Annotated in this window: 17 protein-coding genes; 9 read left to right on the forward strand and 8 right to left on the reverse strand. The window is 71.3% G+C overall.

Annotation, left to right across the window (positions count from 1 at the left end):
• Nucleotides 1–24 precede the first annotated feature (24 nt).
• A complete protein-coding gene (locus BJ963_RS10900) occupies nt 25–2,658 on the reverse strand; it encodes a right-handed parallel beta-helix repeat-containing protein (RefSeq protein ID WP_179456555.1) in 2,634 nt (877 codons plus the stop codon).
• Nucleotides 2,659–2,898: 240 nt separating this feature from the next.
• Here BJ963_RS10900 and BJ963_RS10905 point away from each other — a divergent pair, with 240 nt between their 5' ends.
• Together BJ963_RS10905 and BJ963_RS10910 are read left to right on the forward strand one after the other, a co-directional pair.
• Nucleotides 2,899–3,486, forward strand: a complete 588-nt coding sequence (locus BJ963_RS10905) for an arsenate reductase/protein-tyrosine-phosphatase family protein (protein WP_179456557.1) — start codon at nt 2,899–2,901, stop codon at nt 3,484–3,486.
• A 104-nt stretch (nt 3,487–3,590) separates the two neighbouring features.
• On the forward strand, nt 3,591–4,013 hold the full coding sequence (locus BJ963_RS10910; RefSeq protein ID WP_089908112.1) for an FAD synthase family protein: 423 nt from the start codon (nt 3,591–3,593) through the stop codon (nt 4,011–4,013).
• On the opposite strand, the gene pip is transcribed toward BJ963_RS10910, so the two are convergent.
• Together pip and ypfJ are read right to left on the reverse strand one after the other, a co-directional pair.
• Entirely contained in the window at nt 4,010–4,966 is a 957-nt protein-coding gene (gene pip / locus BJ963_RS10915; RefSeq protein WP_179456559.1) for a prolyl aminopeptidase, read from the reverse strand. The two genes, BJ963_RS10910 and pip, sit on opposite strands and share 4 nt — an antisense overlap.
• A gap of 17 nt (nt 4,967–4,983) precedes the next feature.
• Nucleotides 4,984–5,871, reverse strand: a complete 888-nt coding sequence (ypfJ, locus tag BJ963_RS10920) for a KPN_02809 family neutral zinc metallopeptidase (protein WP_179456561.1) — start codon at nt 5,869–5,871, stop codon at nt 4,984–4,986.
• 65 nt (nt 5,872–5,936) lie between these two features.
• Between ypfJ and BJ963_RS10925 the strand changes: the two genes are divergently transcribed.
• Nucleotides 5,937–6,926, forward strand: coding sequence for a malate dehydrogenase (locus BJ963_RS10925; protein WP_179456563.1), 990 nt, complete (start codon nt 5,937–5,939; stop codon nt 6,924–6,926).
• A 104-nt stretch (nt 6,927–7,030) separates the two neighbouring features.
• Here BJ963_RS10925 and BJ963_RS10930 read toward each other — a convergent pair whose 3' ends face one another.
• The 3 genes from BJ963_RS10930 to recQ all read right to left on the reverse strand — a co-directional run bounded on the left by BJ963_RS10930 (nt 7,031) and on the right by recQ (nt 12,238).
• Nucleotides 7,031–9,142: an acyl-CoA dehydrogenase family protein gene (locus BJ963_RS10930; protein WP_179456565.1), complete on the reverse strand. Its 2,112-nt coding sequence runs from the start codon at nt 9,140–9,142 to the stop codon at nt 7,031–7,033.
• 224 nt (nt 9,143–9,366) lie between these two features.
• Nucleotides 9,367–9,858: a DapH/DapD/GlmU-related protein gene (locus BJ963_RS10935; RefSeq protein ID WP_246298030.1), complete on the reverse strand. Its 492-nt coding sequence runs from the start codon at nt 9,856–9,858 to the stop codon at nt 9,367–9,369.
• A 388-nt stretch (nt 9,859–10,246) separates the two neighbouring features.
• Nucleotides 10,247–12,238, reverse strand: a complete 1,992-nt coding sequence (recQ, locus tag BJ963_RS10940; protein WP_179456567.1) for a DNA helicase RecQ — start codon at nt 12,236–12,238, stop codon at nt 10,247–10,249.
• Between the two features lie 98 nt (nt 12,239–12,336).
• On the opposite strand from recQ, the gene BJ963_RS10945 reads away from it, so the two are divergent.
• Entirely contained in the window at nt 12,337–12,900 is a 564-nt protein-coding gene (locus BJ963_RS10945; RefSeq protein ID WP_218857058.1) for a dihydrofolate reductase family protein, read from the forward strand.
• Nucleotides 12,900–13,772 (forward strand): EamA family transporter, encoded by an 873-nt coding sequence (locus BJ963_RS10950; RefSeq protein ID WP_179456569.1) that lies wholly within the window; start codon nt 12,900–12,902, stop codon nt 13,770–13,772. Before BJ963_RS10945 ends, BJ963_RS10950 begins: the two co-directional genes overlap by 1 nt.
• A gap of 89 nt (nt 13,773–13,861) precedes the next feature.
• Here the strand turns inward: BJ963_RS10950 and BJ963_RS10955 are convergent, their stop codons facing one another.
• Nucleotides 13,862–14,329, reverse strand: coding sequence for a MarR family transcriptional regulator (locus BJ963_RS10955; RefSeq protein WP_179456571.1), 468 nt, complete (start codon nt 14,327–14,329; stop codon nt 13,862–13,864).
• Nucleotides 14,313–16,055 (reverse strand): MFS transporter, encoded by a 1,743-nt coding sequence (locus tag BJ963_RS10960; protein ID WP_089908082.1) that lies wholly within the window; start codon nt 16,053–16,055, stop codon nt 14,313–14,315. The genes BJ963_RS10955 and BJ963_RS10960 overlap by 17 nt, the downstream gene beginning before the upstream one ends.
• Before the next feature lie 163 nt (nt 16,056–16,218).
• Between BJ963_RS10960 and BJ963_RS10965 the strand changes: the two genes are divergently transcribed.
• The 4 genes from BJ963_RS10965 (at nt 16,219) to phoA (ending at nt 22,816) form a co-directional block, all read left to right on the forward strand.
• On the forward strand, nt 16,219–18,879 hold the full coding sequence (locus BJ963_RS10965; protein WP_218857060.1) for a lamin tail domain-containing protein: 2,661 nt from the start codon (nt 16,219–16,221) through the stop codon (nt 18,877–18,879).
• Nucleotides 18,880–19,072: 193 nt separating this feature from the next.
• Nucleotides 19,073–20,191: an N-acetyltransferase DgcN family protein gene (locus tag BJ963_RS10970; protein ID WP_179456573.1), complete on the forward strand. Its 1,119-nt coding sequence runs from the start codon at nt 19,073–19,075 to the stop codon at nt 20,189–20,191.
• Between the two features lie 44 nt (nt 20,192–20,235).
• Nucleotides 20,236–20,805, forward strand: coding sequence for a GNAT family N-acetyltransferase (locus BJ963_RS10975; RefSeq protein ID WP_179456575.1), 570 nt, complete (start codon nt 20,236–20,238; stop codon nt 20,803–20,805).
• A 115-nt stretch (nt 20,806–20,920) separates the two neighbouring features.
• The gene (gene phoA / locus BJ963_RS10980; RefSeq protein WP_179456577.1) at nt 20,921–22,816 is read left to right on the forward strand and encodes an alkaline phosphatase; all 1,896 of its coding nucleotides are present in this window, start codon (nt 20,921–20,923) and stop codon (nt 22,814–22,816) included.
• Nucleotides 22,817–22,951: the final 135 nt, after the last annotated feature.

The raw sequence follows: 22,951 nt of genomic DNA on the forward strand, positions 1-22,951 counted from the left end.
GATCCCGCGCTGCGGGCGCGCCTGCTACCAGGCGCCGACGTGGACGGTGCCCGCCGGCTTCCCGATCAGCGACGCGATGTCGCCGGGGAGGGCCGTCGCCGTTCCGACCACGGACGCGATCAGCTGGGACGGCGCCAGCGACGGAGCGTTCTCCGCCGTGGTGCTGTGCGCCTCCTGCCCGGTCGCCGACGTGAACGCCGAGAAGGTCGGGTACACGGCGGGGTCACCGGCGCCGCGGGACCAGATCACGGCCCACGACGGGGACGACGCCGAGGCACGGCGGTACACGTTGTAGTCGCTGCTGATCTGCATGCGCTCCGCGGAGAGCTGGTGCGAGTAGTCCTCGACGCACAGCAGGCAGTTGCCCGTGCCGCCCGAGATCACGTTGTTCCGGATGGTGACCGGCCCGGTGACCCAGGTCATGGTCGGGTCCGGGAACGCCTGGCGCGGGTCGTGACCGGCGTCCGACGCGTTGTTCCCGCGACGCGCATCCTGCGTGATGTCGAGGTTGCGCGCGTTGTCGCTCAGCGTGTTGTTCCACACCTTGGCGGAGCTGATGTTGTTCAGCTTGATCCCGGCCGAGCTGTTCCGCGACGCCACGTTGTCCACGAGGGTCGCGGTCGACGAGATCTCCAGCGAGATGCCGTTGCCCGCGTTGCCGATGGCGTCGTTGTGCGCGATCGTCATCCCGTACACCGACTCGTCGAGCCAGAGCCCGGCCGCCTGGTTGCGGAGGAACGCGCTGTTGCGGATGTCGATGATCCGCGATCGCGTGATCTTCACGCCTCCCGACACCGGCGAGGTGTTGAAGTGCTCGGAGTTGTTGTCCGCCGCGAGCACTCCGTCCAGAGTCAGGTGGTCGGAGGAGTTCGCGTGGACGCCGAGCAGGCCGTTGCGCGCCACGGTGACGGAGCGCAGCGTGTTGCCGTCGCCCCCCAGCGAGACGCCGGTGGTGGCGTTGTCGGTGAAGGAGACGTTCTCGAAGAGCGCGCCGCCCTTCCACGCGGTCACCGCACCCATGTCGGGGACGGACGGTGCGTAGCGGCGGACGCCGACGCCCTTCAGGACGAACCCGGCGGACTGCACGCTGATGGCCTTCTGCAGGTCGCTCGCGCGGACCTCCTGGCTGCCCGGGTCGGTGCCGAGCACGAGGGTCCTGCCCGCGGTGTCGTAGTAGAACGTGCCGGGGCGGACCTGCGACCGGCTCGCGACCTGCTGCTGGGCGGCGTTGCCGATCCAGACCTGGTCGGGGTGCGCGGCCATCGGGTACGACGGGTTCAGCCACTGCCAGCCCGGGGTGGAGCCGTCGCCGGCGCCGCGGGTGTAGGTCGGGCTGGAGTCGAAGACGTGGTTCCAGCCGCCGGCGACCCAGGTCGAGCCGCTCTGCGTCCAGCCCTTCACGACGGAGCTGCCGTCGAGGTAGGCGGCCTCCTTCGGATACGACTGGATGGTCAGCTTCTTCGTCGCGGGCACGGTCAGCGACTCGTGGTAGCTGCCGGCGCGCAGGACGATCGTCGCGCCGTTCCCGGCGACGTCGATGGCGTGCTGGACGGTCCGGAACGGAGCGGACGCCGTGCCCGAGCCGGTGTCGGAGCCGTTGGGAGCCACGAGCAGGGCACCGGCGGGAACCGCGTACGCGGTGCTGCCGATGGCGGCCGCTCCCGTCGGGAAGCGCGTGCCGGAGGTGTCGACCGACGGGTCACCGGTCGGAGCGGGCTGCGGCGGGGTCGGCTCGGTGACCGGCGGGGCCGGGTCGACCGGCGGGGCCGGGTCGCTCGGCTTCGGGGTCGGCGTCTGCGTCGGGGTCGGCGTCTGCGTCGGCGTCGGGGCGGGGGTGTCCTGCACCGGCTTCAGGCTCGAGGCCGTCAGCGTGTCGAAGGCGACGGGCTGCGCGGCGGTCGATCCGGAGACGTACGACCAGGCGGCGAGGCTGCCCGCGGAGGTCAGCCGCTTCGCACTGGAGTCGTCGGCGACGGACTGCCAGTCCGGCTTGGCCTGACCGTCGGGCCACGCCCGGGCCTGCAGATGCACGGGGTTCGTCCCCGTGGCCTGGAACTCGAGGTGCACAGAGGCTCCGGCCTTGAGGCCGGTAGCGACGCGGATCTCCTTGCCGACCGTGGTCTGAGCGGCGGTCGAGCCGTTGACGCGGAGGATCGTGAGGGTGAGGGCGCCTGCGGCGTTCACGCGGACGTTGGCCTGGTAGTACGAGCCTGCGGCGACGCGTGTCTGCACACCGGCGAAGATGCCGTTGCCCCCGGAGGGGATGCGCGGGACGTCGATCGTCGCCGAGGTCGTGACGTCGCCGGCGGTGACCGACGGCAGGGAGGCGGTGAGCGAGGAGCCCGGACGCGGCAACGTCATGCTGCCGGCGTCGCCGGTCGCCGAGAAGGGCGTCGTGCCGGTGGTGCGGTAGGCGCCGCCGATCGGCGCGCTGCCCCATCCGCCCGCGGTGACACGGGAGAAGTCGTCGGAGACCAGCTGGCTGCCGACGACGTAGTTGGAGGGCGCAGCCGACGCCGTGATCGCCGGAAGGCCGAAGACGGCGATACCGGCGGTGGCGACCGTCGCCACAGCTGTGACGACGATGTTGCGGGTGAAGATGCGGGGAGCGGGGGACTTTTGGGTGTTGGTGAGGCGGTGTCTGGCCTTGCGGACCATGGACTGTCTTCCAATACTGATAGTTCGCGAACAGAAAAACACAGAGGTGAGACCAGGCCTTCTGCGCGGAGCTGAGAAGAAAGCTAGCACGCACTCCTGCGAGATCGCGAACCAAAACCGTTAAATCTATCGCGCGTCGCTGTCATCACGCCATGCCGGCGCACCCCCCCTTTCGGGTGGCCCAGCCCGGTGCGGCGGAGCGGAGGGACGGCCCGGCCGGCTTTCCGGAAGAATGGCTGCATGCCCGGCTCCGACTCGTTCCGCATCCTCACCGTCTGCACGGGGAACATCTGCCGCTCCCCCGCGATGGAGTTCCTGCTGGCGCAGGAGCTGGCGGCCGACCCTCGATTCCACGTCCACTCCGCCGGGACGCACGCCGAGCGCGGGTGGCCCGTGAACCCTCCCATGGACCGCCTGCTCGAGGACCGCGGGATCGACGTCTCGGGCTTCACGGCCCGCCAGGCGGACACGCGGCTGCTGTCCGGATCGGACCTGGTGCTCACCGCGACGCAGCAGCACCTCGCCTGGGTCACCGAGCACGAGCCGCGGGTCGTGCGGCGTGCGTTCACGCTGACGGAGTTCGCCGACGCGATCGCCGACGTGCCGGACGAGACGGACCTCCCCGGCCTGGTCGCGTGGGCGGCGGCGCATCGCCCGGCACTCCGCGTCCGCTCGCTCGGCTCTCCCACCCGACGGGGATACGACGAGGGCGACATCCTCGATCCCTACGGTCGCGGCGAGGCCGCCTACCGGGCAGCGCTCGGCCAGATCGAGCCCCTCGTGCAGCGCATCGCCCGCGCGCTCCTGGGGGCAGCACAGTCCGCCTGACGCGCGCCACGGGCACACCCGGCGTCTCCCGAGATCACTTGGTGACAAATCCTCACTAATCCGCCAGAATAGGTGAGGAAATCTCAAACCAAGGGGGGAAGCCCGTGACCCGACGCGTCGGCTACGCCGCAGGGGCGTTCGATCTGTTCCACATCGGACACCTGAACATCCTGAAACACGCCAAGAGCCAGTGCGACTACCTCATCGCCGGCGTCGTCTCCGACGAGATGCTCGCGCTCACCAAGGGCATCAGCCCCGTCATCCCCCTCGCGGAACGGCTCGAGATCGTCCAGAGCATCGACTACGTCGACGAAGCCGTCGCCGAGACCGTCCCCGACAAGCTCGACACCTGGCGTGAGCTGCGGTTCGACGTGTTCTTCAAGGGCGACGACTGGCGCGGCACCGAGAAGGGGATGCGGCTGGAGCGCGAGTTCGCCGCGGTCGGCGTCGAGGTCGTGTACTTCCCGTACACGATGACGACGTCCTCCACGCAGCTGCGGAAGGCGCTCGCGGCGCTGGCCGGTTAGCCGGCGAACCGGTCGGTCGCCTCGATCAGCGCATCCAGGATGCCCGGCTCGTCGAAGGCGTGCCCGGCATCCGGAATCAGGTGCAGCTCCGCCTCCGGCAGTGCGCGATGCAGGTCCCACGCGGTCATCGGCGGCGTGCACACGTCGTAGCGGCCCTGCACGATCACGGTGGGGATGCCCTCCAGCTTCGACGCGTCCCGGATCAGCTGGCCCTCCTCGAACCAGCCGCCGTTGACGAAGAAGTGGTTCTCGATGCGCGCGAAAGCGACGGCGTGCCTCGGCTCGGTGAACGCCTCCACGAGCTCCGGGCGCGGCAGCAGGGTGATGGTGGACGACTCCCAGCGCGACCAGGCGACGGCGGCGGGCAGGTGCACGTCCGGGTCGGTGTCGAACAGCAGCCGGTTGTACGCGCGCATCAGGCGCGAGCGCTCGCCCGCCGGGACGGGCTCCAGGAAGCCCTCCCACAGATCCGGGAAGAGCGCGGCGGCGCCGCCCTCGTAGAACCAGTCCAGCTCCTGCGCCCGCAGGGTGAAGATGCCGCGCAGCACGAGCTCGGTGACCCGCTCGGGATGCGTCTCGGCGTACGCGAGCGCGAGCGTGCTGCCCCACGAACCGCCGAACACCTGCCAGCGCTCCACACCGAGGTGCTCGCGGAGCCGCTCGATGTCCTCCACCAGGTGCCAGGTGGTGTTGACGGTGAGGTCGGGCTCCGGCTCGCTGGCGTGCGGGAGGCTGCGGCCGCACATTCGCTGATCGAACAGCAGGATGCGATAGCGCTCCGGATCGAACAGCCGGCGGTGCGCCGGGGTCGTCCCGCCGCCCGGTCCGCCGTGCAGGAAGACGACCGGCTTCCCCTCCGGATTGCCGCTGACCTCCCAGTACAGCTGCTGGCCGTCGCCGACGTCCAGCATTCCGCTGTCGTACGGCTCGATCTCGGGGTACAGGCTCCGCATGGGTCGAGGCTAGCGGCTCAGAGCCGCGACGCGGGGACCGCGAAGGTGTCGCAGGCCGCGGCGCCCTGCCGGAACCCGGTGGTGAACCAGCGCTGCCGCTGCTCGGCCGACCCGTGGGTCCAGCCCTCTGGGTCGACCCGGCCGGTGGAGGCCTGCTGGATGCGGTCGTCCCCCACCGCGGCCGCCGCACTCAGGGCGTCGGCGATCTGCTCGTCCGTGATCGGCTCCAGGAAGGGCCGCCCGCTCGGGTCGTCCGTGGAGGATGCGGCGCCCGCCCAGCTGCCCGCGAAGCAGTCCGCCTGCAGCTCGGTGCGCACGCTGTCCGACGCCGGGCCGGTCTCCCGGCCGCTGTGCTGCTCCATGATGCCGCCGATGTTCTGGATGTGGTGCCCCCACTCGTGCGCCACGACGTACATCTCGGCCAGCGGGCCGCCGCTCGCCCCGAAGCGCGAGCGCAGCTCGTCGAAGAAGCCGGTGTCGACGTACAGCGTCCGGTCGGGCGGGCAGTAGAACGGGCCGACGGCGCTCGTCGCCGAACCGCATCCCGTGCCGGTCTGGCCGTCGAACAGAATGAACTCGGGCGACGAGTACGTGGCGCCGAGCTGCGGCGCCGCGCTCGACCAGTACGCCTCGAGGGACGCGGCGGCGCCCTTCATCCGGCAGTCGACGCTCGCGTTCGCCTCGGCGCCCGTCGTGCAGTCGACCGCCTGGTCGCCCGTGCCGATCTGCTGGGTGCCGCCGCTCGCATCCCCGCCGACCAGCCCGGTGAGGTCGACCCCCAGCAGCTGCGAGACGAGCAGGATGACGACGGCGCCGAGGCCGACACCTCCCGCCGCGATCCCGGCGGTGCGGCCACGGCGCCGCACCCGGCCCCCACTGATGTCGGCATTCGGATCGAACGTCATGCCGCACACCGTACGCCGCGATCCGGGAGTCCCGGGCGCGTCGGGGGCGGTCTAGGCTCGGCAGCGTGAGCGCATCCACACCCCCCGTGAACGTGACCGTCACCGGGGCGGGCGGGCAGATCGGCTACGCGCTGCTGTTCCGCATCGCCTCCGGCCAGCTCCTCGGGCGCGAGACCCCCGTCCGCCTGCGGCTGCTCGAGATCCCGCCCGGTCTGCGGGCCGCCGAGGGCACCGCGCTCGAACTGGAGGACGGCGCGTACCCGCTGCTGCACGGCATCGACGTGACCGACGACGCCCGCGCCGCCTTCGACGGCGTCAACATCGCCCTGCTCGTCGGCGCGCGCCCGCGCGGACCGGGGATGGAGCGCAGCGACCTGCTCGAGGCCAACGGCGCGATCTTCGGGCCGCAGGGCGAGGCGATCAACGCCGGCGCGGCGGACGACGTGCGCGTGCTGGTGGTGGGCAACCCCGCCAACACCAACGCGCTCATCGCCAGTGCGCACGCGCCCGACATTTCGGCGGAGCGCTTCACCGCGATGACGCGGCTCGACCACAACCGCGCCGTGGCGCAGCTGGCCCGCCACCTGCATGTCCCGGTGCGCGCCATCGACGGCGTCGTCATCTGGGGCAACCACTCGGCGAGTCAGTACCCCGACATCACCCACGCGACAGTGGACGGCCGTCCCGTCACCGATCTCGTCGACGAGCGCTGGCTGACCGACGAGTTCATCCCGCGGGTCGCCAAGCGCGGCGCCGAGATCATCGACGTGCGCGGGTCGTCGTCGGCGGCGTCGGCGGCGAGCGCGGCGATCGACCACATCCACGACTGGGTGAACGGCACGGGAGAGCGCTGGACCAGCGCCGCCATCGTCTCCGACGGCTCGTACGGGGTGCCGGAGGGACTGGTGTCGTCGTTCCCGGTCCGCTCGGTCGACGGAGCCTGGCGGATCGTGCCGGGCCTCGCGATCGACGCGTTCTCACGCGAGCGCATCGACGCGTCCGTCGCGGAGCTCGTCGCCGAGCGCGACGCCGTCCGCGCCCTCGGCCTCCTCTGACCCCTCCCTCGCGTCCCAAACCAACAGCTCCTGAGTTTTTCCGCCTTTTCGCGTCGATTCGGCGGAGAAACTCAGGAGCTGATGGCGTGGGAGTGGGAGAGGGGTCAGCGCTTCTTCTGCGACTTCTCGGGGGTGGGGAGCGTGCCCGCGGCGCGGCGCTCGGCGTAGTAGGCGCGGGCCTCCGCCTGGCGCTCCGCCTCGGCGCCCGACGCGATCTTCGCGCGCACCAGCTGGTCGTCGTAGCCGAACGCATCCACCAGGTCGACGGCGTGCGGGCGGATGCGCGTGAGCAGGCGGTCGATGTACGCCGACACCGCCTGCGCCCGCTGGGGCGAGAGGCGTCCGTTCATCAGGTACCAGGCGAGGTGCTTCTCGATCAGCCCGAAGCCGAAGAGGTCGCGCAGCCAGGTGAGCACCTGCTTCGTGCCTGCGTCGGGAGCCTGCTCCAGCGCATCCGTGAACGCCTCCCACTGCAGCAGCTCGCCGTGGGCGCGAGCGGCCTCGATGAGCTCGTTCTGCTGCGAGTTGAACAGCTCCGCCGCGGCCTTCTTGCCGAGCTTGGATGCAGGGCGGAGACGGCCGGCGATCTGGGCGATCATGGTCTCGACGCGGCCCGTCAGCAGCTCCCGCTGGGTGGCCGGCTCCTGGAGCCAGTTCACCGAGCGCGCGGTGGACCCGAAGTCGCGGACGGTCTGGGCGACCGTGCGCAGCCCGGAGCCGTGGTACGCCTTGCCCGCGGCCTGGGTGACCACATACCGCGCGAGCGCGCCCGCATCCGCCTTGGCGAACTTGCGGCTGTAGTCGGTCAGCAGGCGCTTCGCGACGAGCTGGAGCAGGACGTTGTTGTCGCCCTCGAAGGTGACCCAGATGTCGAGGTCCTGCCGAAGCGATGTGAGCCGGTTCTCGGTCAGGAAGCCCGAGCCGCCGCACGCCTCGCGCGCCTCCTGCAGCGTGTCGAGCGCGTGCCAGGTGCTCAGCGGCTTGAGCGCCGCCGCCATCGTCTCGAGGTCCTGCCGGTCGGTGTCCGTGTCGGCCGTGCCGCTGAAGACGTCGTCGAACTTGTGCAGGAAGACCTCGTGGGCGAAGCTCGCCGCGTACGTCGTGGCGAGCAGCGGGAGGAGCCGGCGCTGGTGCCGCTGGTAGTCGAGCAGCACCTCCTCGTCCGTGTCGCTCCCCGCCGTGAACTGGCGGCGCTGGTCGGCGTACGTGAGCGCGATCTTCAGGCCGATCTTGGCGCCGATCGTGGCGGACCCGTCGAGCGAGACGCGGCCCTGCACGAGGGTGCCGAGCATGGTGAAGAAGCGGCGACCGGGGCTCTGGATGGGCGAGGTGTATGTGCCGTCCTCGGCCACATCTCCGTACTTGTTGAGCAGATCGGTGCGCGGGACGCGGACGCCGTCGAAGTGCAGACGGCCGTTGTCGATGCCGTTGAGGCCGCCCTTCTGGCCGTCGTCCTCGCCGCCGATGCCCGGGAGGAAGTCACCGTTCGCGTCGCGGATCGGCACGTAGAAGGCGTGGACGCCGTGGTTCACGTTCTTGGTGATCAGCTGCGCGAACACGACGGCCGCCGTCGCATCCACCGCCGCGTTGCCCAGGTAGTCCTTCCACGCCCCGCGGAACGGGGTGTCGATGACGAACTCCTGCGTCTCCGGGTCGTAGGTCGCCGTCGTGGCGATGCTGGCGACGTCGGAGCCGTGTCCGGTCTCGGTCATCGCGAACGCGCCGGGGACCTCCAGCGACATGATCGCCGGCAGGTACTTCTCGTGGTGCGGCTCGGTGCCGAGGTGCAGGACCGCCGCACCGAACAGGCCCCACTGCACGCCCGACTTGATCTGGAGGGACGGGTCGGCTGCGACGAGCTCCTCGAACGCGGCGATGTTGCCACCGTTGTCCTCGCTGCCGCCGAGCGACTTCGGGAAGGCACGGTGCACCTGCCCGTTCTCGACCAGCAGCTTCAGCTGCCCGAACACACGCCTGCGGTGATCGGCGACGGAGAGCCCCTCCTCCTTCTGCATCTCGGGGCGCCTCGACAGCTCCCGGGACGCCAGCCGGGCCTCGGCCCAGTCGCCCAGCAGCTGACGGCCGAGTGCTTCGACGTCGACGCGCGGGGTGACGGCGGGCGCGGTCGCCGGGGCCGGGGTCGTGGCGGGCGCCTTTCCTGTGGCGGAGGTGGATGCGGGGGTCGCGCTCGGGACGCGTTCGGCAGTGTCGACCATGACCTCTCCTAACGAAAATCGTGGATTCCGTCACGCTACGACCGGTCGTCCGTCAATGGAAAACGTCGGTGCGCCGCCTACAAATGACGAGTCCGACGCCCCTCGGCCCGATTGTGGAAACCTCCAAATCCGACCACGCGCGACGTGACACCCCGCACAACACGTGCCGGACGCGAGAACGCCGCCCCGAGCGATCGGGGCGGCGTCTTCTGTGAGCTCGCGGGTCAGGCCGCGCGACGCGGGGCGCGGGGCGTACGGGCGGCGCGCAGGTCGCGCTGCTGCGGACGCGGCGACCGGAGCGGCGTGGTCAGCGCCGCGCGCGCGGCGGCCGACCCCTTCAGCTCGATGACGGCGCCGGCCGTCACCTGGGTGTCGCGCTCGATGCGCGCGCCGTTGCCGACCATCGCGTTCTCGCCGAGCTTCGCGCCGCTGCCGATCTTCACTCCGCTGCCGACGATGCAGCCAGCGCCGATGTGGACGTTCGCGCCCACGAAGGTGCGGTCGCCCACCGTGGCGCCCTTGTCGATCCAGCTGCCCGCTCCGACGTACGCCTCCATGCCGACGCGCGCGTCGGCCTCCACGTAGGCGGTCGGCTCGATGTAGGCCGACTCGGCCACACGCGCGGACGGCGAGACCAGGCCCCGGCCGTTCACGTGACGCTTGTACTTGATGACGGCGCCGGTCTCGTCCTCGAGCTCTTCGATCATTCGTGCCATCTACTACTTCCTCCTCCGAGATCGCCGCAGTAATCGTTCAATGTCATAACACAGGCGGCCAGGAAAAGATTCCCTGATGACCGCCCGGAACGAAGGACAGTACCCCTCCTTCCGCCGGCGGCACAGGGGCGGCCGCGAATCGGCGCGCGGCCTCCGCGCGCGCCGGCCGCGCGCCGAGTTGCGACATGATGTCGCAACTCAGCCTGAGTTGCGACATCATGTCGCAACTCAACGGTCGCGGGCGCGGGCTTCCGTCGGAGAAAGGCCCCCGAATCCCCGACGCACCGCGGTAGGGATGGAGATCCCGGCCTCGCGGGTGCGGATCTCCGCCGGGCGGCGGAGCGGCGCAGCGGCCAGCCGCCGCGGAGCGGCTACTGCGCGGGCGCGATCAGGCGGAGGCGACGACGGCGAGGAGGGCCTCGCCGTAGGCCTCGCGCTTCTTGGCGCCGATGCCGGTGATCCCGTCCAGGTCGGCGAGGGAGGCCGGGCGCGCGGAGGCGACGGCGCGGAGGGTGGCGTCGCCGAACACGATGTAGGCCGGCACACCCTGCTCGCGGGCCTGGCCGGCCCGCCAGCTGCGCAGCGCCTCGAAGAGGGGCTGGTCGGCCGCGGCGAGGTCGGCGGACGCGGTGCTGCGGGAGGCGCGCGGCGCCCGTTCTGGACGGTCCGGCTCGCGGCGCAGCACCACGGGGCGGCCGCCGGAGAGCACCTCGGCGCTGGCGGGCGTGATGGTGAGCACGCCGTACTCCCCCTCGGGCTTCAGCAGCTCCTTCGCGATCAGCTGGCGGATGACGCCGCGCCACTGGCTCTCGGACAGGTCGTCGCCGATCGCCCACGTCGACAGCCGGTCGTGGCCGTACTGCTCGACCCGTGCGGTGCGCTTGCCACGCAGGATGTCGACCAGGTGCCCGGCGCCGAACCGCTGGTTGCGCTCGCGCTGGAGGCGCACGACCGTCGAGAGCAGCTTCTGCGCCGGGACCGTGCCGTCCCAGCTCTCCGGCGGCGTCAGGCAGGTGTCGCAGTTGCCGCACGGTCCGGACGGCTGCCCGAAGTAGCCGAGCAGGTCGATGCGGCGGCACTGCACCGTCTCGCAGAGGGCGAGCATCGCGTCCAGGTGCTGCGTCATCCTCCGCCGGTGCGCCAGGTCGCCCGGGGAGTCGTCGATCATGCGGCGCTGCTGCACCACGTCTTGCAGGCCGTACGCCAGCCATGCCGTCGACGGGAGGCCGTCGCGCCCGGCACGGCCGGTCTCCTGGTAGTAGCCCTCGACCGACTTGGGCAGGTCGATGTGCGCGACGAACCGCACATCCGGCTTGTCGATGCCCATGCCGAACGCGATCGTCGCGACGACGATCACGCCCTCCTCGCGCAGGAAGCGCGACTGCGTCCTCGCCCGGAGCGACGCATCGAGACCCGCGTGATACGGCAGAGCCGCGAGCCCGTGCGAGGACAGGAACTCGGCCGTCTTCTCGACGGACGCCCGCGACAGGGCGTACACGATGCCCGCATCGCCGGGGTGCTCGCTCGTGATGAAGTCGAGCAGCTGCTTACGCGGCTCGACCTTCGGCACGATGCGGTACTGGATGTTGGGCCGGTCGAAGTCGGAGACGAAATGCTCCGCGCCTTCGAGCTTCAGGCGGGAGGTGAGCTCCCGGTGCGTCGCCTCGGTCGCGGTCGCCGTCAGGGCGATGCGCGGGACGTCCGGCCAGCGCTCGGCGAGCTCGGACAGCGCCAGGTAGTCCGGACGGAAGTCGTGCCCCCACTGGGAGACGCAGTGCGCCTCGTCGATGGCGAACAGCGCGATGCTGCCGCGCTCGAGGAAGCGCTTCGTCGACTCCGACGACAGCCGCTCCGGCGCGACGTAGAGCACGTCGAGCTCGCCGGACAGATAGGCGCGTTCGACCGCCGACCGCGCCGCCGCATCCTGCGTCGAGTTGAGGAACGCGGCCCGCACGCCGACGGCGGTCAGCGCATCGACCTGGTCTTGCATCAGGGCGATGAGCGGCGAGACGACCACCCCCGTCCCCTCCCGGAGGAGCGACGGGATCTGGTAGCAGAGGCTCTTGCCCCCACCGGTCGGCATCAGGACGACGGCGTCTCCACCGGCCGCGACGCGCTCGATGATCGCCTGCTGCTGCCCGCGGAACTCCTCGTACCCGAACACCGTGCGCAGCGCCTCGGCCGCCGAGGCGAACCGCGCGGGCGTCGCGCGCACGACCGGGGCCGTCCGCACCGCGGCACCCCCACCGGCGCCCGGAGCATCGGCCTCCCCCGACGACGGCACGCCCGCGTACGGGTCGCCGAAGTCGGGCATCGGCGGCTCCTCGTCGAGGGGAGGGGCATCCCTGTCGTCGGGGATCCAGCCGTCGGTGAAGCTCATCCCTCGATCGTATCCGGGGCCGCCGACGATCCGCCGGGCTCGGCGGAACTGTGGAGAACTTCCGCATCCACAGGCCGGCCTCGGGTACCATCGCGGACATGCGGCGGCTCATCGTGACCGAGTTCATGACGCTCGACGGAGTCGTCGAGGCTCCCGGCGGCGAACCCACCCACCGGCATTCGGGATGGACGATCCCGTTCAGCTCCGACGACCTCCGCGCCTTCAAGCTGCAGGAGGTGCTCGAGGCCGAGTCGCTGCTGCTCGGCCGACGCACGTACGAGCAGTTCGCGGAGGCCTGGCCCCCGCGCGACGGCGAGTTCGCCGACAAGATGAACGCCATGCCCAAGGCCGTCGCGACGTCCCGGCCGGCGGAGCTGGGCTGGAACGCGACCGCCCTCGAGCCGCCCGTGCGGAGCTCCGTCCAGTCGCTGAAGGACGGCGACGGCGGTCCTCTGCTCGTCGCCGGCAGCGCATCCCTCGTCCGCTCCCTGCTCGTGTGGGGCCTCGTCGACGAGCTGCGGCTGCTGGTCTACCCGGTGATGGTGGGCGGCGGCATCCGGATCTTCCCCGACGACCGCGAGAAGTGGACGTTCGAGCTGACCGAGCTGCGGCGCTTCGAGTCCGGAGCCGTCCTGCACACGTACCGGCTGGCCGGGAGCTGATGCCGGCCGCAGTCCTCGGGCTGCTGAGCGCCGTCGTCTACGGGTCCGCCGACTTCCTCGGCGGCGTGGCGGCACGACGCATCGGCCCGGTGCGCACCACCGCCGTCGGCGCCGTCAGCGGCCTGCTCCTCCTGCTGCTCGCCCTGCCGTTCGCCGGCGGCGCATGGTCGGCCGCCGCCCTCGGCTGGGGCGCGCTGTCCGGTTTGGCCGGGTCGGTCGCCGTCGGCCTGCTGTACGCGTGCCTGGCCATCGGGCCCATGAGCATCCTGTCGCCGCTGACCGCCCTGGTGTCCGCCGTCGTGCCGATGGCGTGGGGCCTCATCGGCGGCGACCGGTTCGGCGCCGTCGGCTACCTGGCGCTCGGGATGGCGCTGGTCGCGGTGGTGCTGGTCGGGTTCGTCCCCGAGAAGGGCGCCGTGCGGCCCTCCGCGCGCGCCCTGCTGATGGCGGTCGGGGCGGGCGCGATGATCGGCGTGTTCCTCATCCTGCTCGACCAGACGCCGGAGGACTCGGGGGTCGTCCCGCTGATCGCCAACCGTGCGGTCAACGGGGCGGTGATGTGGACGCTCGTCGGCGTCCTGGTGCTCCGGGGGCGGCGGCCCGCCCGGCGAGACGGGGATGCGCCCGCCCGGCTCGAACCGCGCGGCACCGGCATCGCCGTGGCGGGCGGCGCCCTCGACGCGTCCGCCAACGTCCTCATCCTGCTCGGCCTGCGACTCGGCGACCTGACCACGATGTCCGTGCTCGTCGCGCTCTATCCGGCCGGGACCATCCTGCTGGCCGCCGTCGTGCTGCGCGAGCGGGTCGCACCCGTCCAATGGGTCGGCCTCGTGCTCGCCGTCGTCGCCGCCGCGCTCCTCTCCCTCACCTGACCCCGTCGCGCCCGCGCCCGCAGGCGACGAGTCGTGAGTCATTGCCGGTATCCGGGTCGAGTTGCGACCTGATGTCGGAACCCGGCGGGTCAGGAGGCGGGCGGGGCGACCTGGGCGGCCTGCTCCAGCGCGGGGAGAGCGGAGCGGACGGCATCCACCTGCTCCGGGGTCAGCTCGGCGAGGATGCCGGCGACGGCGCGGGCGCGGTCCGACCGCGCCTCCAGCAGCAGCGCGGTGCCCGCGTCCGTGCCGGAGACGAACAGCGAGCGGCGGTCCTGCGGGTCCGGCGTCCGCTCCACCAGGCCGCGCGCCTCGAGCTCGGCGACGATGCGCGTGATCGTCGGCGCCGCCGCCACCTCGATGGCCGCGAGCTCGCTCGGGCGCAGCGGCCCGGTGCGGACGATGGTCGACAGGGCGGAGAGCTGGCCGTGGCTGAGCCCGCCGGTGGACGAGCGGATGCGGCGGTTCAGCCGCCCGACGGCCAGGGCGAGTCGGCCGGAGACGTCGTCGTCTCCTCCGGCCGACGGTCGCTCGTCAGCTTCATGCGCGGTGGGCACCGACTTCCTCGCCTTCCTCGGTGGCCTGCCGCTCGGGTGCGACGGCCTCCTCATGAACATACTTGGCTCCGCCCAGGAAGGAGGCGACGGCGCCGATGACGCTCATGACGGCCGCCGCGATGAAGACGACCACGAGGCCGTCGTGGAAGGGCCCGGAGATCAGCTGCGGGAAGAACTCCTTGCCGGTCAGCGTGGCCCCGTCGACGTGCGGCGCGGTGAGGATTCCGGTCGGCCCGAGCAGGCTCTGGATGGGGTTGTAGCCGAGGAAGGCGGCGAACAGGCTGCCGACGGGCGGGGTGTTGCCCACCTGCGCCGCGATATTCGCGGGGACCCCGTGCGATGTCAGCCCGTTGGTCAGCGCCGACGGCAGCGCGACCGACAGCCCGGCGATCATCAGCGAGAAGAAGATGCCGATCGAGAGCGAGCTGCCGGCGTTGAGGGCGACCCCGGCCATCCCCGATGCGGCACCGCGCTCGTTCGCCGGGACGCTGTTCATGATCGCCGTTCGGTTGGGCGACGAGAACAGGCCGGAGCCGATGCCGTTGAGGCCGGTCAGCAGGGCGAACTGCCAGTAGTCGAAGTTCACCGGGATCAGCAGGAGGCCCACGAACGTCGCCGCGACCAGGAGCAGCCCGACGGTGGCGAACGCCCGCGATCCGAACCGGTCGGAGAGGGCGCCCGAGATCGGTCCGGCGACGAGGAAGCCGATGGTGATCGGCAGCATGTAGATGCCGGCCCACAGCGGGGTGGACTCGTAGCTGTACCCGTGCAGCGGCAGCCAGATCCCCTGCAGCCAGATGATGAGCATGAACTGCAGCCCGCCGCGGCCGATCGCGGCGAGGAAGCCGGAGAAGATGCCGGAGGAGAACGCGCGGATGCGGAACAGCCGCATGTCGAACATCGGCGCCGGCACCTTCAGCTCGACGACGACGAACAGCGCGAGCAGCAGGATGCCGCCGATGATCGATCCGAGCACCCACGGGTTGCCCCATCCCTGGCTGGAGCCGCCGTAGGGCTGGATGCCGTAGGTGATGCCGGTGAGCAGGGCGATCAGTCCGATGCCGAACGTCGCGTTGCCCAGCCAGTCGATGCGCCCGGGGTTCTTCTGGCCGACCTCGTGCAGCGACTTGATGGACCAGATGGTGCCGATCACTCCGAAGGGAACGGAGACGAAGAACACGGCGCGCCAGTCGATCTCGGCGAGCACGCCGCCGAGGATGAGGCCGATGAAGCTTCCGGCGATTGCCGCGACCTGGTTGAGGCCGAGGGCGAAACCACGCTTGTTGGCGGGGAACGCGTCGGTGAGGATCGCGGTCGAGTTGGCGAACAGCATCGCACCGCCGATGCCCTGCACGAACCGCCAGACGATCAGCCACATCGCGCCCGGTCCCCCGCTGAACGGGTCGAGGCAGAGCGCGACGGCGGCGAGCGTGAAGATCACGAAGCCGAGGTTGTAGATGCGGACGCGCCCGAACTGGTCGCCCATCCGCCCGAACATGACGACGAGGACGGCCGTGACGAGCATGTAGCCCATCAGCATCCAGAGCAGGTAGGAGACGTTGCCCGGCTCGAGCGGGTTGAGCTTCACGCCGGTGAAGATGGCGGGCAGCGAGATGATGACGATCGACGAGTTGATCGTCGCCATGAGCATGCCGAGCGTGGTGTTGGAGAGCGCCACCCAGCGGTAGTGCGGGTGGTCTTTGGTGAAGATGCCGGTGCGGGCCACGGGAGTCCTTGTCAGAGTGCGCGCGAGTACGTGGGAAGTCGGTTGTTTATATGCGTCAACTATATAACCGCAGAGCGCGGGCCCGAGGGCCCCCTCACTCGTTCCCCCTCCGTTCACCTCCGCTTCCCCGCGCATACCGGCGGCTTCGTTAGCTTCCGTTCCTATGCGACTTCTCAGAACCCGAGCCGTGGCGGTCCTGGCCGCCACCGCGACCGCCGGAACCCTGGCGTTCGCACTCCCGACTGCGGCCCAGGCCGCGGCGACCCCCGACGTCCGGATCACCGAGTGGATGTACAGCCCCGGCACCACCGGCGGCGAGTTCATCGAGCTCACCAACCTGGGCTCGACGCCGGTGAGCCTGACGGGCTGGTCGTTCGATGACGACAGCGAGACGCCCGGGACGGTGCCGCTGGACGCGCTCGGGACGCTGGCGTCCGGGGAATCCGCGATCATCACCGAGTCGGCGGATGCCGCCTTCCGGTCCGAGTGGTCGCTCGGCGCCGACGTGAAGATCCTCGCCGGGAACACCACCGGGCTCGGCCGCGCCGACGAGATCAACCTCTTCGACGGGACGGATGCGGTCGCCGACCTGGTCGACCGGCTCACCTACAACGACCAGGGCACCGGCGCCGCGAAGGGTCCGCGCACCCAGGGGAAGTCCGGCGTGCCCACGACCGCCGCGGCCCTCGGGGCGAACGACGCGTCGCAGTGGCAGCTCTCCGCGGTCGGCGACGCGGAGGCGTCGTGGGCATCGGCCAGCGGCGACATCGGCTCGCCGGGCACGAGCCGCTTCGCACCGGCCCTGCCGGCGTGGAAGAGCATCCACATCAACGAGGTGTCGTCCGACAACACCGCCACCCCGGTCGGCGACGCGATCGAGCTCGCCAACACCGGGTCGGTGGATGTGGACATCACCGGCTGGCTGCAGACCGACAGCAGCGCCGCGACCGCGGCCACGACCTTCTCGGCGTCGCTCGCGGACGGCAGCCCGACCACGGTCGTTCCCGCGCACGGGTTCGCGTACTTCTCGTCCACCAAAGGCCTCGGCAGCGGTGGGGACAGCGTGAAGCTGTACCTTCCGGACGGCGCGGGCGGCACCGCGGGCACTCTGGTCGACTCCGTCGACTACACCGCGGGCGAGGCCGGCACCGACGAGGGCAACGGGTTCGGAGCGGGCGCCTACGCGCGCTGCCCCGACGGCACCGGCTCCTTCGCCTCGGTCGCGACCAAGAGCTTCGGCGCCTCCAACGCCGGCGCGTGCCAGAACGTGCTCACCAACCCGGCCGACGGCGGCAACGGCGGCGGCAGCACGCTGACCTGCCAGCCGGAGGCGCCGTCCGGAACGGGCACCCTCCCCGCGGGCGCGCCGACCCCCTCCACCTGGCCGGGCAGCAGCGCCGTCGCGGTCGCCGATGCGCTCTGCGCGTGGGAGACCACGACCGGCCCAGAGGGCCGCGACGTCAGCGGCCTGGCCTTCGACCCGACGAACGCCAACGTGCTCTACAGCGTGAAGAACAAGAGCTGGGTGTTCCGCATGGTGAAGCAGAACGGCCTCTGGGTGGCCGACACCGCCAACGGCTGGGGCGCCGGGAAGCAGATCTTCTTCCCTGGGAGCACCGACACCGCGACGAACCAGCCGGACTCCGAGGGTCTGACGGTCGGACCGGACGGCGCGCTCTACGTCACCACCGAGCGCAACAACGCGGCCAACACCATCCCGCTCAACTCCATCCTCCGTATCGATCCCACGTCGTCGGCCACGCAGCTCGTCGCGACCGACCAGTGGAACCTGACCGCGGAGTTCCCGGAGCTGCACGCCGGCAATAAGACAGAGGCCAACCTCGGCTTCGAGGGCGTCACGTTCGTGCCGGACAGCTACCTCACGAGCACCGGCTTCGTGGACCAGTCGACCGGGACGACGTACCGGCCCGCCGACTACCCGCTGCACGGCACCGGCCTCTACTTCGCCGCCCTCGAGAACGACGGGAAGCTGTACGCGTACGCGCTCAACAGCGACCACACCTTCCACCGGGTCGCGGTGGTGGACACGAAGATGGGCCACGTGATGGACGTGCAGTTCGACACGGCCACCCAGCGCATCTGGGCCCTCTGCGACAACACCTGCGGCGTCACGTCCACGGTGCTGAAGGTCGACGGGATGGGCGCGATCGTCCCGCAGGTCGCGTACAGCCGGCCCGCCGGCCTGCCGAACGACAACCTGGAGGGCTTCGCGCTGGCGCCCGCATCGACCTGCGCCGGGGGGACGCGCGAAGCCCTCTGGGCGGACGACGGCGTGTACGGCACCGGCCCGGGCAGCGCGACGGAGGGCCACGCGCTCTACAGCGGGCGCATCGCGTGCGATCTCCCGCTGGGCGCCCAGGGGGTCGCGGGCTCGGTGACGAACCCGCCGACGGCGCTCACGCTGTCCGCCGGCTCCGGCGCCGTCGGCGACCGCATCACGGTCAGCGGCACGCATTTCGCTCCGGGCACGCAGGTCGCTCTCGTGTTCAACTCCACCCCGGTGTCGCTGGGCACGGCGACTGCGCAGGCCGACGGCACGCTGACGTTCGCCTTCTCGGTGCCGACCGTCCCCGCGGGCGCGCACACCGTCACCGCGTCGATCGGCGGGACCGTCGTCGCCTCGGCGGCCTTCACGGTGACGGCGGCCGGAACGGCGTCGTCCAGCGGCGATCCGGCGGCCCTCGCCTCGACGGGGTCCGACGTGAGCGGCATGGCAGGCCTGATCGCCCTGGCGCTGCTGATCGCCGGCGCGCTGCTGATGCTGCGGCGCAGGCGCGCTCGAACGCGCACGACCGGGGAATGAGCGCACCGGGGGAGGTCCGGCACGGCCGCGCCCTCCCCCGGAAGCAGTCACGACGAGATCCACGCCCAGGTTGCGCTGCTATGGTTCGCGGGCCGGCACTGCGCCGACTTCAGGGAAGACGCCTCGTTGACAGATGGATCCTCCGGATCCGGCCACGACTCGTCGCCTCCTCTGTGCACACAAGAGGAGCGCCATGCCCGCGTCCGTGAAAGCCGTCGTCTACTGCGAAGGACTGTTCGGAAGGCTCGACGGCAAGACCGCCAACGGTCTCGTCCGCCATTCCGAGAAGTACGAGATCCTGAGCGTCATCGACAGCACCCGTGCGGGCGCCGACGCAGGCGAGGTCCTGGACGGCGCGCCGAACGGGATCCCGGTGCTCGCGAGCCTGGACGCATCCCTCGACCGTGCCGGCTTCACCCCCGACACCCTCATCTTCGGGATGGCGCCGACCGACGGTCTGCTGACCGCCGACCACCGCGCCGTGCTCCTCGACGGCATCGACCGCGGGATGAACCTGGTCAACGGACTGCACGAGTACCTCAACGACGACGCCGAGTTCGTCGCCGCGGCCCTGGTGGCCGGTGTGACGATCGACGACGTGCGGCGACCGAAGGAGATCGCGGAGCTGAAGCTCTTCAGCGGCCGCATCTTCGATGTCACGTGCCCGCGCATCGCGGTGCTCGGCACCGACGGGTCCGTCGGCAAGCGCACGACGGCCACACTGCTCACTCAAGCGCTGAACGCGCAGGGCATCCGCGCTGTGATGGTCGGGACCGGTCAGACGTCGCTGATCCAGGGCGCCCGGTACGCGGTCGCGCTCGATGCGACCATCCCCCAGTTCTGCTCCGGCGAGGTGGAGGCGCAGGTCGTCGCCGCGTTCGAGGAGGAGGACCCGGACGTCATCATCGTCGAAGGCCAGGGCGCGCTGAGCCACCCCGCCTACCTCAGCTCGGGCGCCATCCTGCGCGGCAGCCGGCCGGAGGGCGTCATCCTCCAGCACGCGCCGGCTCGCGTGATGCTGGGCGACTTCCCGATGATGCCGATGCCGACGGCCGCGAGCGAGATCGCCCTGATCCAGGCGTTCAGCGACACCAGCGTCATCGGCGTCACCATCAACCACGAAGGTCTCACCGCCGCCGAGATCGACGACACCATCGCCGAGCACGAAGCCGAGCTCGGCCTCCCCGTCACCGATCCGCTCACCCGCCCGCTGGAGGAGCTCGTCGACATGGTGCTGCTCGCCTTCCCGGAACTGGGTCTCCGCGGCGGGCCGCTCGCCGGTGTCGCGGCCACGGCATCCCGCCGGGCGTAGTCGGCGCGCCTGAGGTCGTCGGTGGGCCGGAATACACTTCCGGCATGGCCGTCGACGTCCTCCCCGCCACCGGTCGTTTCGACGACTTCGCCACCTTCATGGTGCCGCGGAAGCCCGGCGCGGGCGGGTGCGTCTGCATGTCGTACCGGGATGCGCGGCTCGACACCGCCGGGCGGGTGGCGCACATGCGCGCCGAATGCTCCACCGAGCCCGGCCCCGGCGTGCTCGCGTACCTCGACGGCGACGTCGCGGGCTGGTGCTCCGTCGCCCCGAAGGCGACGTACCGCCGGCTGATGAACTCGCGCACCATCCCGCATCTCGACGAGGATCGCGACCCCTGGTCGATCGTCTGCTTCGTCGTCCGCGGCGGCTTCCGGAAGCGCGGGCTGATGCACGACCTCCTGGACGGCGCGGTCGAGCACGCGCGCGCCTCCGGTGCCGCGCTGGTCGAGGGCTACCCGGTCGACACGGGCGGCGAGCGCGTGGATGTGATCAGCGGCTACGTCGGAACGGTCGAGCTCTTCGAGAAGCACGGCTTCTCGCGCGTCCGGGCGACGGACGCCCACTCGGGCGCGCGCGTGCGCTGGCTGATGCGGCGCGAACTCGGCACCTGACGGGCGCCGCGCCCGGCCCCTGTGAGAGTTCACATGTACGCTCTCTCAGGTTCATCCCGGCGTCACCGGCGCCCGGTCGGATGGTCCGGTCACTCGACCGAAAGGACCACCCCGCATGTTCCGTTCCGCTTCGCGCTGGAAGGGCGGCGCCGTGCTCGTCGCCGCCTCCGGCGTGCTCGCCGCCGCGCTGCTCCCCGCGCCCGCGCTGGCCGCGACCTCCGACAACGGCGGCGCCGCCCGCAACCCCGACGACTCCACGACGGCGCTCCGGCAGTCGATCGTCAGCGGGCCGGCCAAGAACGTCATCCTGCTCATCGGCGATGGGATGGGCGACAGTGAGATCACAGTCGCCCGCAACTACCAGTACGGCGCGGGCGGGATGCTGCCCGGCATCGACGCGCTGCCGCTCACCGGCCAGTACACGACCTACTCGCTGTACAAGGACGGCGCGAACAAGGGCAAGCCCGACTACGTCCCGGACTCCGCCGCCACCGGTTCCGCCTGGGCCACGGGCACCAAGACCTACGACAACGCGGTCTCCGTCGACATCGACGGGAAGCCGCAGGCGACGCTGCTGGAGCTGGCGCGCGCCAACGGCCTGCGCACCGGCAACGTCAGCACCGCCGAGATCCAGGACGCGACGCCGGCCGTCGAGGTCGCGCACGTCGGCGCCCGCTCCTGCTACGGCCCGGACAGCGCATCGTGCGGCTCCGACGCCCTGCAGAACGGCGGCCTCGGCTCGATCAGCGAGCAGCTGCTCGACACCCGCGCCGACGTGACCCTGGGCGGCGGCTCGGCCTCCTTCACCCAGACCGCGAAGGCCGGTCCGTGGTCGGGCAAGACGCTGTTCGACCAGGCCGCCGAGCGCGGCTACCAGGTGGTCGGCGACGCCGCCGGCCTGGCCGGGGTGACCGCGGCCGACCAGCAGAAGCCCCTCCTCGGCCTGTTCACCGCGGGCAACTTCCCGACCCGGTACGCCTCGACGACGGCGACCGTCGGCGGCGCGGACCAGGCGCCGGTCACCTGCAGCCCGAACCCCGACCGCCTGGCGACCGACCTGTCCCTTTCGTCGCTGACGAACAAGGCGATCTCGCTGCTCGACGCGCCGGGCGGCGACGGCTTCTTCCTCCAGGTGGAGGGCGCGAGCATCGACAAGCGCGACCACTCGGCCGACGCGTGCGGTCAGATCGGCGAGACCGTCGACCTCGACGAGGCCGTGCAGGCGGCGCTCGCGTTCGCGAAGAAGGATGGCAACACCCTGGTCATCGTCACCGCCGACCACGCCCACACCAGCCAGATCGTGGACAGCACCCCGCCGGCGACCCTGTCGACCGCGCTGACGACCGCCGACGGCACCGTGATGAAGGTGGCATACGGCACGGCGGCCGCCGGCGGCTCGCAGCAGCACACCGGTTCCCAGCTCCGCATCGCCGGCTACGGGCCGGGCGCCGCGGACGTGGTCGGCCTGACCGACCAGTCCGACACCTTCTTCACCATCGCCCGCGCTCTGGAGCTGAACCGCGACTATGCAGCACTCAGCGCCGGAGCCTCCGTGGCTCTCAGCGCGACCACGGTGAAGCCGGGCGACCCGATCACCGCGACGCTGGCGGGCTTCCGCGGCGACCGGCAGGTCGCCGGCGTCATGCAGTCCGACCCGGTCGCCCTGCCCCGTACCGATGTGCTCGGCGGATCGGCGGCCATCACGGCGACCGCGCCGACGGAGCTCGGCGCCCACACCATCACCGTGACCGGAGCGCAGAGCGGGAAGGCGGTGACGGTGAACTTCGAGGTCACCGCCGACGGCCAGCCGTCTGGCGCCCTCCCCGGCGGGTCGACGGGCGGCGGTAACGGAGCGGTGAACGGCGGATCGGCCTCGACGGCCGGCTCGCTCGCCTCGACCGGTTCGGTCGTCGCGCCGCTCATCGCGGTGATCGCACTGGCCCTGCTGATCGCGGGCTACCTGTTCGTCACCCGGGGCCGTCGCCGCCCGGGCGGCGCCCCGCAGGTCTGACGCACTGCGCATCGTGAGGGGAGGGATCCGACGCGATCCCTCCCCTCACTGCGTTCGCCCTGATTGCGGCCATGCCCGGATCGCTACCTCGTCGCCGATGCTAACCTCGTCCAAAATATCCATTGATATACCTGG

The organism is Leifsonia soli (assembly GCF_013408745.1).
Taxonomy (GTDB): Bacteria; Actinomycetota; Actinomycetes; order Actinomycetales; family Microbacteriaceae; genus Leifsonia; species Leifsonia soli.

Coding starts and splice junctions, on each gene's coding strand:
- BJ963_RS10900 (WP_179456555.1), bottom strand. CDS start 2,658: ATGGTCCGCAAGGCCAGACACCGCCTCACCAACACCCAAAAGTCCCCC.
- BJ963_RS10905 (WP_179456557.1), top strand. CDS start 2,899: ATGCCCGGCTCCGACTCGTTCCGCATCCTCACCGTCTGCACGGGGAAC.
- pip (WP_179456559.1), bottom strand. CDS start 4,966: ATGCGGAGCCTGTACCCCGAGATCGAGCCGTACGACAGCGGAATGCTG.
- ypfJ (WP_179456561.1), bottom strand. CDS start 5,871: ATGACGTTCGATCCGAATGCCGACATCAGTGGGGGCCGGGTGCGGCGC.
- BJ963_RS10930 (WP_179456565.1), bottom strand. CDS start 9,142: ATGGTCGACACTGCCGAACGCGTCCCGAGCGCGACCCCCGCATCCACC.
- BJ963_RS10935 (WP_246298030.1), bottom strand. CDS start 9,858: ATGGCACGAATGATCGAAGAGCTCGAGGACGAGACCGGCGCCGTCATC.
- recQ (WP_179456567.1), bottom strand. CDS start 12,238: ATGAGCTTCACCGACGGCTGGATCCCCGACGACAGGGATGCCCCTCCC.
- BJ963_RS10945 (WP_218857058.1), top strand. CDS start 12,337: ATGCGGCGGCTCATCGTGACCGAGTTCATGACGCTCGACGGAGTCGTC.
- BJ963_RS10950 (WP_179456569.1), top strand. CDS start 12,900: ATGCCGGCCGCAGTCCTCGGGCTGCTGAGCGCCGTCGTCTACGGGTCC.
- BJ963_RS10965 (WP_218857060.1), top strand. CDS start 16,219: ATGCGACTTCTCAGAACCCGAGCCGTGGCGGTCCTGGCCGCCACCGCG.
- BJ963_RS10970 (WP_179456573.1), top strand. CDS start 19,073: ATGCCCGCGTCCGTGAAAGCCGTCGTCTACTGCGAAGGACTGTTCGGA.
- BJ963_RS10975 (WP_179456575.1), top strand. CDS start 20,236: ATGGCCGTCGACGTCCTCCCCGCCACCGGTCGTTTCGACGACTTCGCC.
- phoA (WP_179456577.1), top strand. CDS start 20,921: ATGTTCCGTTCCGCTTCGCGCTGGAAGGGCGGCGCCGTGCTCGTCGCC.